A 14,885-nucleotide genomic window follows, 5' to 3' on the forward strand; every position below is an offset into this window, starting at 1 on the left:
CACGCTTTCAGGCTCCTGTCCGACTGTTTCGGCAATCTTGCGACCAGATTATTGACGGGTTTCGCGTGAAGTGCCTAAAGTCCCCGATTAACGATCGGCCCTAGTTACGAAAATTTCAGGCGCTGCGACGAACTCCACTCCATGGGCGCGCCGCCGTCAGTCCCTACCAGCTCTTCAGCACCGACCCCCAGGGGAAGAGATCGCCGTGAAGCTCCGTATCGCAACATCGGCCGTGCTCGCCACGGCCCTCGCCCTGACCGCGGCCGCCTGTGGTGGCGGCGGTTCTCCGTCGCAACCGACGGGTGACGGCAAGTCGTTCGAGTTCTGGTCGTTCTCCGGGATCAACCAGAAAGCCGACGTCGATGTCTACCAGAAACAGAACCCGGGCATCCAGGTGAAGCTGACCGAAGTGGGCGGCTCGGTGGAGACGGCGCAGGCGCTGACCACGGCGCTGGCCGGCGGCAAGGTGCCCGACCTGGTGCTGATCCAGGGCGACGATCTGCCCAAGTTCGTGCAGCAGCCGCAGAACTTCTATGACCTGCGGCAACTGGGCGCCGACAAGATCAAGGGCGACTATCTGGACTGGGTGATGAGCCAGAGCACCGCCAAGGGTGGCGAGATCATCGGCATCCCGACGGACGTGGGCGGTATGGCCGTCGCCTACCGGACGGACCTGTTCAAGGCCGCAGGGCTGCCGACCGACCGTGAGGAGGTGGGCAAGCTCTGGCCCACCTGGGACGCCTTCATCGAGACCGGCAAGAAGTACACCGCGGCGACCAAGAAGGCGTTCGTCGACAACGCCGGGACCAGCGTGTTCCACCAGGCGGTCAACCAGGGGCCGCAGAAGTACTACGACCCGTCGGGCAACGTCGTCTACAGCACCAGCCCGCAGGTCAAGACGGCTTTCGACCTCGCTCTCAAGGCGGTGCAGGCGGGCATCACCGCCAAGCAGAGCTCCTTCTCCGATGGATGGAGCGCCGGCATTGGCAAGGACCAGTTCGCGGTGATCTCCGCGCCGTCCTGGTTGCTGGAACAGATCCGGAACAACGCGCCCGGTACGAAGGGCAAGTGGGACATCGCCACTATCCCGGGAGGCGCGGGCAACTGGGGCGGCAGCTACCTGGCCATCCCCAAGGGCGCCAAGAACCCCAAGGCCGCCTGGGACTACATCTCCAAGACCCAGTCCCCGCAGGGCCAGCTGGCGCACTTCGTCGTCACCGGCGCGCTGCCCACTACCCCGTCGGTCTACAAGGACCCCAAGCTCACCGCCCTGAAGGACCCGTTCTTCTCCGACGCCCCGACCGGGACGATCTACACCAACTCGCTGCTCGGGCTCAAGCCGTTCTACATCGGGCCGGACAGCTCCGCCATCGGCCAGGAGCTCCTGAACGCGATCACCAACGTCGAGCAGGGCAAGGGCGATCCGGCCAAGGCGTGGGACGCGGCGCTGGCCAACATCAAGACCGCCATCGGCAAGTAGGACGAGCGTGACGACGACCCTCAGCACCCGGCGGGCGCAAGCGCCGCCCGCCGGGACGACCTCGGTGCGGCAGAGCATTACCGAACGCATCGCGCCGTACGCCTACATCGCGCCGTTCTTCCTGATCTTCGCGGTGTTCGGGCTGGTGCCGCTGCTCTTCACCTTCTACGTGGCGCTGTTCGACTGGAACCCCATCGGCGAGCACGTCTTCATCGGCTTGGACAACTTCACCCGTCTGTTCGCCGACACGCGGTTCTGGGACGCGGCCTGGAACACGATCAGCATCTGGCTGCTGTCCACTGTGCCGCAGTTGCTGCTGGCGCTGGGCCTGGCGCACCTGCTCAACCACGCCCGGCTCCGGCTGGCGGTGTTCTTCCGGATGTCGATGCTGGTGCCGTACATCACCTCGGTGGCGGCCACCACGATCGTCTTCTCCCAGATGTTCGACCGCGACTACGGCCTGCTCAACTGGCTGCTCGGGTTCGCCGGTGTGGAGCCGATCGACTTCAAGCAGTCGGTGTGGGGCAGCCACGTGCTGATCGCGGTCATGGTGACCTGGCGCTGGTTCGGCTACACCACGCTGCTCTACCTGGCATCCCTGCAGGCGATCCCGCGGGCGATCTACGAGGCGGCGGCCGTGGACGGCGCGGGCGGGTGGAAGCAGTTCCGCCACATCTCGATCCCGTCGCTGCGGCCGGTCATCGTGTTCACGATCGTGACCTCGACGATCGGCGGCCTGCAGATCTTCACCGAGCCGCTGCTCGTCTCCCGCCTCTCGCCGCTCACCTGCGGGCCGATCCGGCAATGCCAGACGCTGACGCTGTTCCTGTACGAGCAGGGCTTCGGCCAGTTCCAGTTCGGCTACGGCGCGGCCATCGGCGTGGCGCTGTTCGTGCTGGTGGTCGGGCTCGCGACGGTCAACTACGTTCTGTCCACCCGCATCCGTCCGGAGCGATGATGACCAAGACGATCCGGCGCTCGGGTGAGCGCGTCCGCTGGTGGACCTACGTCCTGCTGGGACTGGCCGTGTTCGCCTGCCTGTTCCCGCTGTACTGGATGTTCGTGGTGGCCACGACCGACACGGCGACCGCCACGCGGCTGCCGCCCGAGATCGCGCCCGGCGGCAACTTCTTCCATCTGGCCGGGCTGGTGTTCACGACGGTGCCGTTCGTCCGCTCGATCGTCAACAGCCTCATCGTGGCCGGTACGATCGCGGTCGGGCATGCCGTGCTGTGCTCGCTGGCCGGGTTCGCCTTCGCCAAGCTGCGCTTCCCCGGCCGCAACGTGCTGTTCCTGATCGTCGTGCTCACCATGACGGTACCGACACAGCTCGCCGTCATCCCGCAGTACATGATCATCTCTTCGCTGAACTGGGTGGACACGCTCCAGGCGCTCATCGTGCCCGGCCTGGCCAGCGCGTTCGGGATCTTCTGGATGCGCCAGCATCTGTCCACCACGATCAGTGACGAGATCCTCCAGGCCGCGCGCATCGACGGCGCCACCACCTGGCAGATCTTCTGGCGCATCGCGTTCCCGCTGGTGCGGCCGGCCGCGTTCGTGCTCGGCCTGCTCGGGTTCGTCACCGCCTGGAACGACTTCCTGTGGCCGTTCATCGTGCTGAAGTCGCCGGAGATGTACACCGCGCAGATCGCCATCAAGGCACTGCAGAACAGTTACTCCATCGACCTGGGCCTCGCCATGTCGGGCTCGTTCCTGGCCACCCTCCCGCTGCTGGTGCTGTTCGTCTTCGTGGGCCGGCGCATGGTGGCCGGGATCATGGACGGCGCCTTCAAGGGCTGATCTTCTCTTGGAAAGGAACCGCTCAACGTGCGGATGTACGACAACCCGGTGATCGGCGGGTGCCACCCGGATCCCAGCGTGTGCCGGGTCGGCGAGGACTACTACCTCGTCTGTTCCAGCTTCGAGTATGTCCCCGGCGTCCCGATCTTCCACAGCCGCGACCTGGTGCACTGGCGGCAACTGGGCAATGTGCTCGACCGGCCGTCACAGCTGGAGCTGCCCCCTGAGGTGCCCGCCTCGGGCGGGATCTACGCGCCGACGATCCGCCACCACGACGGCCGGTTCTACCTGATCACGACGAACGTGAGCGGCCGGGGCAACTTCATCGTCACCGCCGAGCGCCCCGAAGGCCCGTGGTCGGACCCCGTCTGGATCGACCTGCCGGGCATCGACCCCGACCTGGCGTGGGACGAGGACGGCTCCTGCTGGTGCGCCTTCTCCGGTACGCAGGTCGCGCGCATCGACCCGGTGGCGGGCAAGGTCCTGGAGGGCCCGTATCCCGCCTGGTCAGGCGTCGGCATGAAATATCCGGAAGGCCCGCACCTCTACCAGGTGGGCGACTGGTGGTACCTGCTGATGTCCGAGGGCGGCACCGAGCGCGCCCACAGCGTCTCGATCGCCCGCGCCCGCTCGCCGCGCGGCCCGTTCGAGGCGGGCCCGGCCAACCCGATCCTGTCGCACCGCGGCACCGACCGGCCGATCCAGAGCACCGGCCACGCCGACCTGGTGGAGGCGGCCGACGGCAGCTGGTGGATGGTCCTGCTCGGCACCCGCCCGCGCGGCTACACGCCGGAGTTCCAGGTCCTCGGGCGGGAGACGTTCCTCACGCCGGTGGAATGGGTGGACGGCTGGCCCGTCGTCGGCCCGGTCCTCGAACGCCATCCGGCGCCCGCCGCCTGGCATCCCCTGCCTGAAACGCCGCCGCGCGACGACTTCGACGCCGGCGCGCTGGCGCCGTACTGGATCTCACCGCGCAGCCGCCCGGACGGCTCCTGGTCGCTGACCGAGCGCCCCGGCCGGCTCACCCTGCACGCCACCGGCACCACGACGGACCGCCCGGGATGCACCTTCGTCGGCCGCCGGCAGCAGCACCACGACTGCCGCGTCACCGCCCTCCTGGAGCCGGGATCGGCCACGGCCGGGCTGTCCGTGCGCCTGGACGAGGCCCACCACTACGACCTGGAGGTACACGCGGGGCGGGCGCGCCTGATCGCGCGGATCGGCCCGGTGCGCCAGTGCGTGGCGGACCAGCCCGTACCTCCGGGGCCGGTCACCCTCGCCATCGACTTCCGTACGCGCGACCTCCTGCCGCCGTCCGTGACCACGCCCGCTTCGGCAGGCGAGCCGGTCGGCGTCGGCGCCCGTGGCCCGGACACCATCGCCTTCTCCGCCGACGGCGTTCTGCTGGCCGAGCTGGACGGCCGCTACCTGTCCACGGAGGTGGCGACCGGCTTCACGGGGCGGGTCATCGGCATGTACGTCACGGACGGCAGCGCGAGCTTCGACTGGTTCGACTACCAGGCCGGCGATCACGAGAGACGGGTCAAGGCTTGAACAGCAGGCGGTTCGGCGTGGAGAGCGGGTTTCCGTCGACCGCGAACTGGGTGGCCCAATTGATGATCAAGGCGTTGAGAACGCTGGACGACATCTCGCCGTACCGGTCCTTGACGAGGGCGGCCACCCCGGCCACCGTGGGGGCCGCCATCGACGTGCCGCTCAGAACGCTCGGGTAGATCCCGGCCAGCGGGACGGACGGGATGCCCACCCCTGGTGCGTAGAGGTCGACGCAGGGGCCGAAGTTGCTGAACCAGGCCTTGGTGTCGTTGATGTCCGAGGCGGCCACGGTCAGCGTGTTCGGGGCGCTCGCCGGTGATCTGGTGCACGCGTCGGCGTTCTCGTTGCCGGCGGCGACCGAGACGAAGACGCCGGAGTTGGCGAGGGTGGTCACCGCGGTATTGAGCGCCACGGACTGGGGGCCGCCCAGCGAGAGGTTGGCCACGGCCGGGCGGATGGCGTGGGCGGTCACCCAGTCGATGCCGGCGATGATCGCCGAGGTCGACGTGTCACCGCTGCACTCGGGGAACACCTTGACCCCGCGCAGCCGCACCAGCTTCGCCACTCCCCAGGACTCGCTGCCCACCGTGCCGGACACGTGCGTGCCGTGGCCCTGGCAGTCGACTCCGTCGCCACCGAAAGCGTCGAACACGTTGATGGCGCGGTCGCCGAACTCGCCCTGGTCGGTCTGGATACCGGTGTCGATCACATAGGCGCGAACCGACGCGCCAGTGTATCGGAATATGTACCGATTATTCAAGCCAAATCGCTGGTCGATGCGGTCGAGGTTCCACGGCGGGCTGAACTGCTGATACCAAGGGAGTTCGGCCTCGGTGTTCGGCGCGGGGTCCAGCTTGACGGGCTTGTCCGCCTCGATCGCTATGACGTCCGGGTTGCCGCGGAGCAGGGCGACCTCTTCCGGGGTCAACGTGGCGGAGAAGCCGTTGACGGCGTGGTGATAGATATGATTTGGCGAGATGTACGCCGGTATTTCGGCGCCTTCTTTCAGCGTCACGATGTAGTTGGCGGACGATGGATGAGTGGCTCCGATGGCGTCGCCGTCGGTGGCCCGCGCCGGATGGAAGGCGACCGCCGGCGCGAGGGCCAGCAGCATGCCTGATATGCCCGATGCTAGATACTTTCTCACCAAGGTGCCCTTTCGAGTGCATGGGCGATGATCTCCTTAGTGCCATTTCTCCAGTCGCGCATATAGCGATTCGCTCGCTTGGGTACGCGGAGTGAAAAGTGCTTTATCAGTGGGGTGTTTTACGGGGGATTGCTGAGGAAGGCCCGCGCGGGAAAAGGGCTCGATGTCCGGGTCGTCCGCGGGCTACCGTCGGAATGTCACGTCTACGGGGAGCCGCCCGATGACCAGCTCAGCCCCGCCCTGCCGTCTTTACGTGCTCGTCGCCACCGCCGCGCCCGTCGCGCTGATCATGCGTCGTGGCCCGGCCGGTTGGTGGCACCTGCTGGAGTGGGACCTGCGGCTGCGTGAAGTGAGATCCGGCGCCTGGTTTCGCGGGATGCTGTACCCGCGTCGATGCGACTTATCGCCTGACGGGCGGCTTCTCGGGTACTTCGCACTCGGGCACGGGGAGTCTCCGTGGGACACCTATTTCGCCGTGTCCAAGGCGCCGTGGCTCACCGCCCTCGCGGCCTGGCACACCGGCGGCACCTGGACCGGCGGCTGCGCGTTCGCCGCGGACAACCGGCTGACGATCTCCGCTTCGATGGCGAAGCGGCCTTTTCACGGCAGTTATCCGTACGGTGTGGTGGTAGAGGCCCTCAGCCTCGACTGGGCCTATCGGGATCTGCAGAACGAGTACAAACGCGGCTGGCGCCCCTTTGAGGGAGCGGCGCATGGGTTGCGCGCGGCCGTACTCATCGGGCGCGTCCAGCCGGGCGGCGACCGCGCCCTGGTGCTGGCGCACACCGGGACCGACTTCCATCGGCACGGGATCGAGGGCGTACAGGTCAGTTACCTGCGGGAGGAGGACGACGGCCGCCTCACGCCGTTACCCGAGGCGGCCTGGGCGGACTGGGATGGTGAGGGACGGCTGCTCATGGCCACCCGGGACGGCGCCGTCAAGATCATTGAGCGGCGGTCCGGCGGGTGGACGCAGACCTGGTCCCACGACCTGCGCGACCTCACCCCGGACCCGACACCGTCCCCTTCCTGGGCCAGGGCCTGGTAGCCGCACCGCGCCACGCTGCGCGGATCGGGGTGCTGAGCGCGGTCTCCCGTCGCGGCGGGGGACCGCGCTCAGGGTTCGGTCGTCAGATGGAGATCCGACCGGCGCCGGTCATGTTCGATCTTCGTCTACCGGTAGGTGATGTCCGAACTGGAGTAGATACAGTTGACGCCGTCGGCGCCGCTGCCGATCTTGGTGGGTTCGCCGCTGGTCACGCCCTTGTACTTCTCGCAGATCACGATCTTCTTGCCGGAGTCGCCGACGATCGTGATGCCGGAGAACCTGGCGGTGTCGCCGTAGTTGGTGTTGATGCCGGCCAGCGTCTTGCCCGAGTACGTGGCGGTGACGTTGGAGATGACGACGTGGCGCGCGTACTGCTTGGAGCAGTTTCCGCAGGAGCGGTAGAGCTTGCCGAAGTTCGTCACCTGGAAGTTCCTGATGTACATGGTGCCGGGGCCGTTGTGCTGGAAGACCTTGTCGCTGGCCGCCTTGGCGCCGCCGCCGTCGATCGTCATCGTCTGGGACGACGAGGTGCCCTTGAAGGTGGCGGCGTCCTCGCCGACGTCCTCCCACCAGACGTTCTGGAGGGTGCAGGTGCCCGTGCAGTGGATGCCGTCGGCCGCGGGGGAGCCGATGATGACGTTCTTCAGCACCGCGCCGTTGGCGAGCTTGAAGATCGGGCTCTGGCCCTCTTCCTGGCCGCCGCTGCCCAGGTCTCCGATGCCGTAGTAGCGGATCATCTTGCCGTCGACCGTGCCGGATACGTTGATCGTCGCACCGACGCCCTGCTGGCCGCTCGGTGTCGGCCAGGCCGCGGCGGATGCCGACGGCCCGCTGGCGATGCCGCCGGCCAAGGCCAGCGCGGCGGCCGCTACCGCCACTATCCGAGCCGGGATCGTCTTTCTCACGATTGCCTCCCTGCGGATGCCTTCGCCTGTCGTACGCGTATGTGACCGAAAGACAGGTGAGTGAATGACCGTCAATGTAGGAAAGCGCTTTCCAGTCGTCAACGAAGACGCGATCTCCGGCGTCCGGCGAGAAGGCGTCGTGGCTGGCCAGAGCATGACAAGGCTGTTTGCTGGGAGTGAAACTTTCAGTTCTGCCGCGGTGGTTCCAGTAGGTCCGCCAGCGAGGACCTCATCGCCGCGACCAGGTCCCGCCGCGGATTGATGAGCCACTGGAGTTGAAGCCCGTCCCACAGGGCCACCAGGGACTCGGCGATACCCTCGGGGGCCCGGCTGTTGGAAACGCGGCCCGCGTCCTGGTCCCGGCGGATGGCGACCGCCAGCGTCTCGATCAATCTGTCGTACCTGTCGCGAAACCACTCATGCGCCGGATGGTCCGCAGCCGACGACTCCGCGGCCATGAGAGCGAGCAGCCTCAGCATCTCGGGGCGTTCGAGGTTCCGGCGAACGTACTGAAGCACGGCGTACGCCACACCCTGCTCCCGGCAGTCCGTGGTGAAGGAGCCGGCGTGCGCGGAATCGGCGTTCTCGAGTACGGCCACGAGAAGCGCGCTCTTGCTGGGGAAGTGATGGACGACGCTGGTCAGGCTGAGGTCCAGCTGCTTCGCGATCTCCCGCAACGACCCGCCTCGGTAGCCGCGGGCCGAGAAGACGGACGTCGCGGAGGCGACGATCTCGGCCTGGCGGCGCGCGCTCTTGGCATAGGGGCCCCGCCGCGTGCCGGGTCGGCTCGCCGTCTCTTCGGTCATGCGATCAACCCTATGGGCCCTGCGCCCGTTGCAGGGGGAATTCTCACAACCAAATTATGGCAACTGTTCGGTTTTTGGGATAACGTCTCGCTCACCCACACCACGACTTGCGGAGGAAGCGGTGGAGCTTCCCTCGGGTGGAGAGGACCAGGACCACAAATGTGCAGCTCAAGCATTGCGAAGTCACTCGTCGGCGGCCTGGCCGTCGCACTGCTCCTGACCGGCTGTGGCCGGTCCGACGCCGGCCCGGCGCAGTCCGCGGCGGCCGCCCCGATTGACGCCAAACCTGCCGACGGCGCCATCACCGTATGGGCGATGGGAACGGAGGGCGAACTCCTGCCCAAGCTCGCCGCCGAGTTCGGCAAGGCGAACCCCGGCGCGAAAGTGCAGGTGACAGCGGTTCCCTGGCAGGACTACGCCAAGAAGGTACAGACCGCCATCGCCTCAGGAGACACCCCGGACGCCACCATGGTGGGGGCGGTGGACCTCGCGGCGTTCGCGTCCACGGGCGGGCTGGAAAAGGTCCCGTCCAAGCTCGTCGACTACGACTCCTTCTACCGCGGCGCCGTCCAGAGCACCCTCTTCGAGGGCGCCGAGTACGGCGTCCCCTGGTACGTGGAAACGCGCTCCTTGTTCTACCGCAAGGACATGGCCAAGGCCGCCGGGGTCTCCGCGCCCAAGACCTGGGAGGAGTACGGCCCGTTCCTCCAGGCCCTTCAGAAGGAAGGCGCCAAGTGGGGGCTGTCGCTGCCCACCGGTGCCGCGGCGACCTGGCAGGGCGTCGTACCGTTCATGTGGCAGGCCGGAGCCCAGCTCATGAGCGAGGACGGCACCAAGTTCGCCTTCGATACGCCGGAGGCGCTCAAGGGGCTCGAGTTCTACCGGTCGTTCATCAGCTCGAAGATCACCAGCCCGAACGGCCCGGTGAGCCTGGGCGAGATCGAGCCACAGTTCGTCGCCGGGTCCACCGCCGCGCTCATCGCCGGCCCCTGGGAGGGGAGCCTGCTGAAATCCGCCGGAGGCGCGTCCTTCGTCGACGACAAGGTCGGCATCACCCCGCTCCCCTCCGGGCCGAAGTCCAACGCCAGCTACATCGGCGGCGGACAGTGGGCGGTGTTCAAGGACGCCAAGAACCGGGACGGCGCCTGGAAGTTCATCCGGTGGATGGCCAGTCCTGACGCCCAGAAGACCTGGTACGACCTGTCCGGAGACCTGCCCGCCGTCGAGTCGGCCTGGAACGAGGGCAAGCTCGCGACCGATGCGACGTTGGCCGTGTTCCGTACGCAGCTGAAGACCGCACAGCCCGGACCGAACACCACGACATGGCGACAGGTCACCGCGGTACTGGACGCCGAGTTCGAAAAGGTGGCCAAGGGCGTCTCCTCGCCGCAGGTGGCCTTGCAGGAGATCCAGAAAAAGGCGTCGGCGATCGGAACCGGGGCGTAGAGATGGCTTCTCTTGCCACCATGCGCTCCTCGTCGGGCCGGGCCTCCAGGCCGCCGCAGGCTATGTCTGGACATTCCCGGCGCACCCTGGTCGCGTGGGCCTTCTGCGCGCCCTTCATCGCACTCTTCGCCACCTTCGGCGTGTGGCCAGTGCTCTCCTCGTTGTCGATGAGCGTCACGGACATTACGAACCGGGACGTACGGGCGCCCTTCAGTGTCAACTTCGTGGGCGTTGAGAACTACACCAGCCTCTTCGGGGATCCGACCTTTCTCCGGGCAGCCCTCAACACGGTCTACTTCGTCGTCGCCGGAATCCCGCTGACGATGGTCATCGCCTTGGGTCTCGCCGTCGCGCTCAATTACGGGATCCAGCGGGCGAAGGGACTCTTCAGGGTCGCGTATTTCGCGCCCGTGGTGACCAGCATCGTGGCGGTAGCGGTGGTGTGGAGATATCTCTACGAGGAGGACGGAATGATCAACTCCGCCCTCGCCGTCGTGGGAATCCACGGCCCGGACTGGTTGAACGACCCGAACTGGGCCATGCCCGCGCTCATTCTCATGGCGGTCTGGCGCCACTTCGGCATCCCCATGGTGATCTTCCTGGCCGGACTGCAGTCCATTCCCGAGGAACTGCGGGAGGCGGCCCACATTGACGGCGCCACCCGCTGGCGTACTTTCCGCAGCGTCACCCTGCCATTGCTCAGACCGGTCACGCTGGTGGTCGCCGTGCTGCTGAGCATCGGTTACCTGCAGTTCTTCGAGGAGCCGTTCGTGATGACGAGTGGTGGCCCGCTGGACAGCACCACGTCGATCAGTTACTACGCCTTCGAGCAATTCGGCTTCGGCAACTATGGCACGGCCGCCGCCGCCTCGTACGTGCTGGTGGCCGCGATCGCGCTGCTCAGCCTCCTGCAGTTCCGTATCTTCCGAGCGAAGGCGTGATATGACCACTGCGAGCGCGAGCACCGGTGCGGCCACGTCCGGCATCGGCGTACGCATCCGACCTGCCCGCATCATGCTCTACGGAGCCCTCGTCGTCGGCCTGATCGCGACGCTGGCACCGTTCGCGTGGATGTTCCTGGGATCGGTCAAACCGACCGGGGAAATCGTCGCCTATCCGAGCTCCTGGCTTCCCCGTTCTCCGACGCTGGACAACTTCCAACTGCTGCTGTCGAAGCAGAGTTTCGGCCTGTACTTCTTCAACAGCGCGCTGGTCGCCGCGGTATGTGTCATGGGCAATCTGCTCTTCTGCTCCATGGCGGGGTACGCCTTCGCGAAGATGGAGTTCGCCGGAAAGCGGCTGCTGTTCGGCCTCGTCCTGACGATGCTGATCATCCCCGGAACCACGACTTTCGTGCCGCTCTTCGTCCTCGTCAGCAACATGGGACTGAGTAATTCCTATCTGGGATTGATTCTGCCCTTCCTCGTGACACCGCTCGGCGTGTTTCTCATGCGCCAGTTCATCCAGGACATTCCAGATTCGCTGGTCGAAGCGGCCCGGCTCGACGGTGCCGGGGAAACACGCATCTTTCTCCGGGTGATCATCCCGCTCTGCAGGCCCGCGCTGGCGACACTGGCGATCCTGACCTTCCTCGCCCAGTGGAACAACTTCCTGTGGCCGCTGGTGATCGCGCAGACCGAAGATCATTACACGCTGCCCGTAGCGCTCGCCCTGTTCTCGGTGGGCGCCAACGGCACCAACTATGGGCTGCTGCTCGCCGGTGCGGTCACCGTCGTCACTCCGATCCTGGTGCTCTTTCTGTTCCTCCAACGACAGTTCGTTCAGGGCATCGCCAACACCGGCATCAAATAACCACCGCGTGCATCACCGCGCGGAGAAAAGGAGCACCGACCATGCTTCGCCCGCAGGACGGCCCCACCCGCGAACGCCGCTCCCTGGCCGGCTTGTGGAGGTTCCGGCTGGACGCAGAAGGAGCGGGCCGCGCCGAAGGCTGGTGGCGCTCGCCCCTCGCGGAAGCCGTGGACATCCCGGTACCGGCCAGCTACAACGACATCTATCCCGACGTGACAGTCCGGGACCACGTCGGCGACGCCTGGTACCAGACGAACGTGTGGGTACCTGCCCAGTGGACAGGACAGCGTATAGTCCTGCGGTTCGACGCCGCCACCCACCGCGCGACCGCCTGGGTCAATGACACCGAGGTCGTCACCCACGAAGGCGGCTACACCCCGTTCGAAGCGGACGTGACCGCACACCTGCGGCCGGGAGCCGAGAACCGCCTCACCGTCGTGGTCAACAACGAACTGAGCTGGGCGACGATCCCGCCGGGCACCATCGAGGAACGTCCCGACGGCCGCCGGGTGCAGCGATACTTCCACGACTTCTTCAATTACGCGGGCCTGCACCGGCCGGTCTGGCTCTACACCACACCCCCGGAGCACATCAGCGACATCACCGTCACCACGACCTTCGACGACACCACCGGCGTCATCGGCTACCGGGCGGACAACACCGGGGAGTCGGACTCGGTCCGCGTCTCGCTGCGCGATGCCGCGGGTGCCGAGGTGGCCGCCGCCACGGGTGCGGTCGGCACGCTGCGGGTGCCCGACGTACATCCCTGGGCACCCGGCGACGGCTACCTGTACGAACTCGAGGTCACGCTGCTCAGCGCATCCGGTGAGGTCACTGACAGTTACCGCCAGCCGGTGGGCGTACGCACGGTGGAGGTGCGCGGGAAGCAGTTCCTGATCAACGGAACCCCCTTCTACTTCAAGGGATTCGGCAAGCACGAGGACGCGGCGGTGCGCGGCAAGGGGCACGACGACGTGCTGATGGTGCATGACTTCGCGCTGATGGAGTGGATCGGCGCGAACTCCTTCCGCACCTCGCATTACCCGTACGCGGAGGAGGTTCTCGACTACGCCGACCGGCACGGCGTCGTCGTCATCAACGAGACGGCGGCCGTCGGGCTCAACCGCAACATCGGCGGCGGCGTCTTCAGCTCCGGCGAACGGGTGCTCACCTTCTCCCCGGACGCGGTCAGCGACGAGACTCGGCGCGTCCACCTGCGGGCGCTCCAGGAGCTGGTGGCGCGCGACAAGAACCGTCCCAGCGTCGTGTTGTGGTCCGTGGCCAACGAACCCGACCACGTCCAACCCGAAGCGCGCGACTACTTCGCCCCACTAGCAGCGGAAACCCGCCGCCTCGACCCGACCCGGCCCGTGGCCTACGTCAACGCGCTGCTCGCGCCGCCGGACCAGTGCGTGGTCACCGACCTGTTCGACGTGGTCCTGCTCAACCGTTACTACGGCTGGTATTTCGGTCCCGGCGATCTGGAAGCGGCCGAGACCGCGCTGGAGACCGAACTGCGGCAATGGGCGGCGCTGCACGACAAGCCCATCGTCATCACCGAGTACGGCGCCGACACCTACCCCGGCCTGCGCAGCGTCGTGCCCAACCCGTGGACCGAGGAGTATCAGGCGGAGCTGCTCGACGTGTATCACCGGGTCTTCGACCGGGTCGACGCGGTGGTGGGCGAACAGGTGTGGAACTTCGCCGACTTCGCCACCACGCCGGGCGTCTTCCGCGTCGACGGCAACAAGAAGGGCGTTTTCACGCGCGACCGCCGCCCCAAGACGGCCGCCTTCCACCTGCGCGCCCGCTGGCGCAAAGACGAGCCCTAATAGTCGACAGCCTCGGGTGCCGGGCCGATTCGGCGCGCCAATTCCGCTTCGTCGTAGCGCACGTCTATGCCGTGTTGCTTCATCACCGAGACGAGTTTCTTCAGCGGAATGTGAATATCGGTGTGGCCGACCTCCTGCCACCCCAGGTTCGACCCGTTGTCCGAATCCGCGGACATGATCATGAAAGGAACCTTGGCCCATCCTATTTCCGAGCACATGATCGCACCTCCGTCCGAGGTGGTGCCGCACTTGTAGATACGTACCTCTTGGAGGAAGTCGCCGGGCATGCTGAGCCTCCGAAGTGTGCCGACGTCGCGGAGTGCCACGTTGGTGGCAGGCTCTGGCGTACCCGGACGCCGACCTCGGAATACGATCACCGCGGTCAAGATAGTCAAGATCACATGGGGCCAGGCCTATGGACCGCCCTCACGACCCCCTGCGCCGTCGTCGCGAAAATTCGGATGCTCGCCACGGACCAGTGCTCTACTGTCCGGGAAATGAATCTTCGCGATGAGCGGCAGGGCGACAGAGAACCCGTGCGGACGGTGCATCTGCAGGCGTTCGGCGACCACGGAGCCCTCGTGGCCGACCTCGTGGATACCCTGCGTGGCACGATCACCCCTGACACGGGCATCTCGCTGGTGGCCGAGGACGCCGGAAGGGTCATCGGCCACATCATGTTCACCCCGAGCCTGCTCGACGCGCCGCGGCGGCTGGTCGAGGTGCAGGTTCTCAGCCCTTTGGCTGTGGCGCCCGAATATCAACGGCAAGGCGTCGGATCGGCCCTGGTCCGGCGCGGCCTGGAGATGCTCGCCGAACGCTCTGTCCCCCTCGTCTTCCTCGAAGGCGACCCGGGCTATTACCATCGCTTCGGCTTCCAGCCAGGGGGCGTCCATGGTTTTCGTAGACCGTCCCTGCGCATTCCCGACGCGGCCTTTCAGGTGATCCAGTTTCCCGCGTACGAGCCATGGATGATCGGGACGTTGGTCTACTCGCAGCCATTCTGGCAGCACGATGCCGTTGGTCTCCGTGACCCTGACAACTAGGTCACAGCC

General features: G+C 66.6%; 14 protein-coding genes. 10 read left to right on the top strand and 4 right to left on the bottom strand.

The window, feature by feature from the left end; translation table 11 throughout:
• Positions 1-205: 205 nt before the first annotated feature.
• From AB0B64_RS39160 to AB0B64_RS39175, 4 genes are read left to right on the top strand one after another with little or no spacing between them, the layout of a single operon-like run.
• The gene (locus tag AB0B64_RS39160) at positions 206-1,480 is read left to right on the top strand and encodes an extracellular solute-binding protein (RefSeq protein WP_357954240.1); all 1,275 of its coding nucleotides are present in this window, start codon (positions 206-208) and stop codon (positions 1,478-1,480) included.
• A gap of 7 nt (positions 1,481-1,487) precedes the next feature.
• A complete protein-coding gene (locus AB0B64_RS39165; RefSeq protein ID WP_357954238.1) occupies positions 1,488-2,438 on the top strand; it encodes a sugar ABC transporter permease in 951 nt (316 codons plus the stop codon).
• Positions 2,435-3,280, top strand: a complete 846-nt coding sequence (locus tag AB0B64_RS39170; RefSeq protein WP_357954236.1) for a carbohydrate ABC transporter permease — start codon at positions 2,435-2,437, stop codon at positions 3,278-3,280. Before AB0B64_RS39165 ends, AB0B64_RS39170 begins: the two co-directional genes overlap by 4 nt.
• A 33-nt stretch (positions 3,281-3,313) precedes the next feature.
• Complete coding sequence (locus tag AB0B64_RS39175; protein WP_358184429.1) at positions 3,314-4,834, top strand: glycoside hydrolase family 43 protein; 1,521 nt, start codon at positions 3,314-3,316, stop codon at positions 4,832-4,834.
• Here AB0B64_RS39175 and AB0B64_RS39180 read toward each other — a convergent pair.
• Complete coding sequence (locus AB0B64_RS39180) at positions 4,824-5,948, bottom strand: S8 family peptidase (RefSeq protein ID WP_358184179.1); 1,125 nt, start codon at positions 5,946-5,948, stop codon at positions 4,824-4,826. The two genes, AB0B64_RS39175 and AB0B64_RS39180, sit on opposite strands and share 11 nt — an antisense overlap.
• A 253-nt stretch (positions 5,949-6,201) precedes the next feature.
• Here AB0B64_RS39180 and AB0B64_RS39185 point away from each other — a divergent pair, with 253 nt between their 5' ends.
• Positions 6,202-7,029, top strand: coding sequence for a hypothetical protein (locus AB0B64_RS39185; RefSeq protein WP_358184182.1), 828 nt, complete (start codon positions 6,202-6,204; stop codon positions 7,027-7,029).
• Between the two features lie 125 nt (positions 7,030-7,154).
• Here the strand turns inward: AB0B64_RS39185 and AB0B64_RS39190 are convergent, their stop codons facing one another.
• Positions 7,155-7,934, bottom strand: a complete 780-nt coding sequence (locus tag AB0B64_RS39190) for a pectate lyase (RefSeq protein WP_357954231.1) — start codon at positions 7,932-7,934, stop codon at positions 7,155-7,157.
• Positions 7,935-8,119: 185 nt separating this feature from the next.
• Positions 8,120-8,740, bottom strand: coding sequence for a TetR/AcrR family transcriptional regulator (locus AB0B64_RS39195; protein WP_357954229.1), 621 nt, complete (start codon positions 8,738-8,740; stop codon positions 8,120-8,122).
• 159 nt (positions 8,741-8,899) lie between these two features.
• Here AB0B64_RS39195 and AB0B64_RS39200 point away from each other — a divergent pair, with 159 nt between their 5' ends.
• The 4 genes from AB0B64_RS39200 to uidA all read left to right on the top strand — a co-directional run bounded on the left by AB0B64_RS39200 (position 8,900) and on the right by uidA (position 13,830).
• Positions 8,900-10,186, top strand: coding sequence for a sugar ABC transporter substrate-binding protein (locus AB0B64_RS39200; RefSeq protein ID WP_357954226.1), 1,287 nt, complete (start codon positions 8,900-8,902; stop codon positions 10,184-10,186).
• Positions 10,187-10,353: 167 nt separating this feature from the next.
• Complete coding sequence (locus AB0B64_RS39205; RefSeq protein WP_358184185.1) at positions 10,354-11,127, top strand: sugar ABC transporter permease; 774 nt, start codon at positions 10,354-10,356, stop codon at positions 11,125-11,127.
• Between the two features lies 1 nt (position 11,128).
• Positions 11,129-11,998, top strand: a complete 870-nt coding sequence (locus tag AB0B64_RS39210; protein ID WP_357954222.1) for a carbohydrate ABC transporter permease — start codon at positions 11,129-11,131, stop codon at positions 11,996-11,998.
• A 41-nt stretch (positions 11,999-12,039) separates the two neighbouring features.
• Positions 12,040-13,830: a beta-glucuronidase gene (gene uidA / locus AB0B64_RS39215; protein ID WP_358184188.1), complete on the top strand. Its 1,791-nt coding sequence runs from the start codon at positions 12,040-12,042 to the stop codon at positions 13,828-13,830.
• Here the strand turns inward: uidA and AB0B64_RS39220 are convergent.
• Positions 13,827-14,216 (bottom strand): hypothetical protein, encoded by a 390-nt coding sequence (locus AB0B64_RS39220; RefSeq protein ID WP_358184191.1) that lies wholly within the window; start codon positions 14,214-14,216, stop codon positions 13,827-13,829. The two genes, uidA and AB0B64_RS39220, sit on opposite strands and share 4 nt — an antisense overlap.
• Positions 14,217-14,327: 111 nt before the next feature.
• Between AB0B64_RS39220 and AB0B64_RS39225 the strand changes: the two genes are divergently transcribed.
• Positions 14,328-14,876: an N-acetyltransferase gene (locus tag AB0B64_RS39225; protein WP_358184432.1), complete on the top strand. Its 549-nt coding sequence runs from the start codon at positions 14,328-14,330 to the stop codon at positions 14,874-14,876.
• Positions 14,877-14,885 lie beyond the last annotated feature (9 nt).

Source organism: Nonomuraea sp. NPDC049129 (assembly GCF_040648495.1).
Taxonomy (GTDB): Bacteria; Actinomycetota; Actinomycetes; order Streptosporangiales; family Streptosporangiaceae; genus Nonomuraea.

What these genes read in the sequence shown, in the direction of transcription:
- AB0B64_RS39175 (WP_358184429.1), top strand. Translation starts at nt 3,314, where the DNA reads ATGTACGACAACCCGGTGATCGGCGGGTGCCACCCGGATCCCAGCGTG.
- AB0B64_RS39180 (WP_358184179.1), bottom strand. Translation starts at nt 5,948, where the DNA reads ATGCTGCTGGCCCTCGCGCCGGCGGTCGCCTTCCATCCGGCGCGGGCC.
- AB0B64_RS39185 (WP_358184182.1), top strand. Translation starts at nt 6,202, where the DNA reads ATGACCAGCTCAGCCCCGCCCTGCCGTCTTTACGTGCTCGTCGCCACC.
- uidA (WP_358184188.1), top strand. Translation starts at nt 12,040, where the DNA reads ATGCTTCGCCCGCAGGACGGCCCCACCCGCGAACGCCGCTCCCTGGCC.
- AB0B64_RS39200 (WP_357954226.1), top strand. Translation starts at nt 8,900, where the DNA reads ATGTGCAGCTCAAGCATTGCGAAGTCACTCGTCGGCGGCCTGGCCGTC.
- AB0B64_RS39225 (WP_358184432.1), top strand. Translation starts at nt 14,328, where the DNA reads ATGAATCTTCGCGATGAGCGGCAGGGCGACAGAGAACCCGTGCGGACG.
- AB0B64_RS39210 (WP_357954222.1), top strand. Translation starts at nt 11,129, where the DNA reads ATGACCACTGCGAGCGCGAGCACCGGTGCGGCCACGTCCGGCATCGGC.
- AB0B64_RS39170 (WP_357954236.1), top strand. Translation starts at nt 2,435, where the DNA reads ATGATGACCAAGACGATCCGGCGCTCGGGTGAGCGCGTCCGCTGGTGG.
- AB0B64_RS39195 (WP_357954229.1), bottom strand. Translation starts at nt 8,740, where the DNA reads ATGACCGAAGAGACGGCGAGCCGACCCGGCACGCGGCGGGGCCCCTAT.
- AB0B64_RS39205 (WP_358184185.1), top strand. Translation starts at nt 10,354, where the DNA reads ATGAGCGTCACGGACATTACGAACCGGGACGTACGGGCGCCCTTCAGT.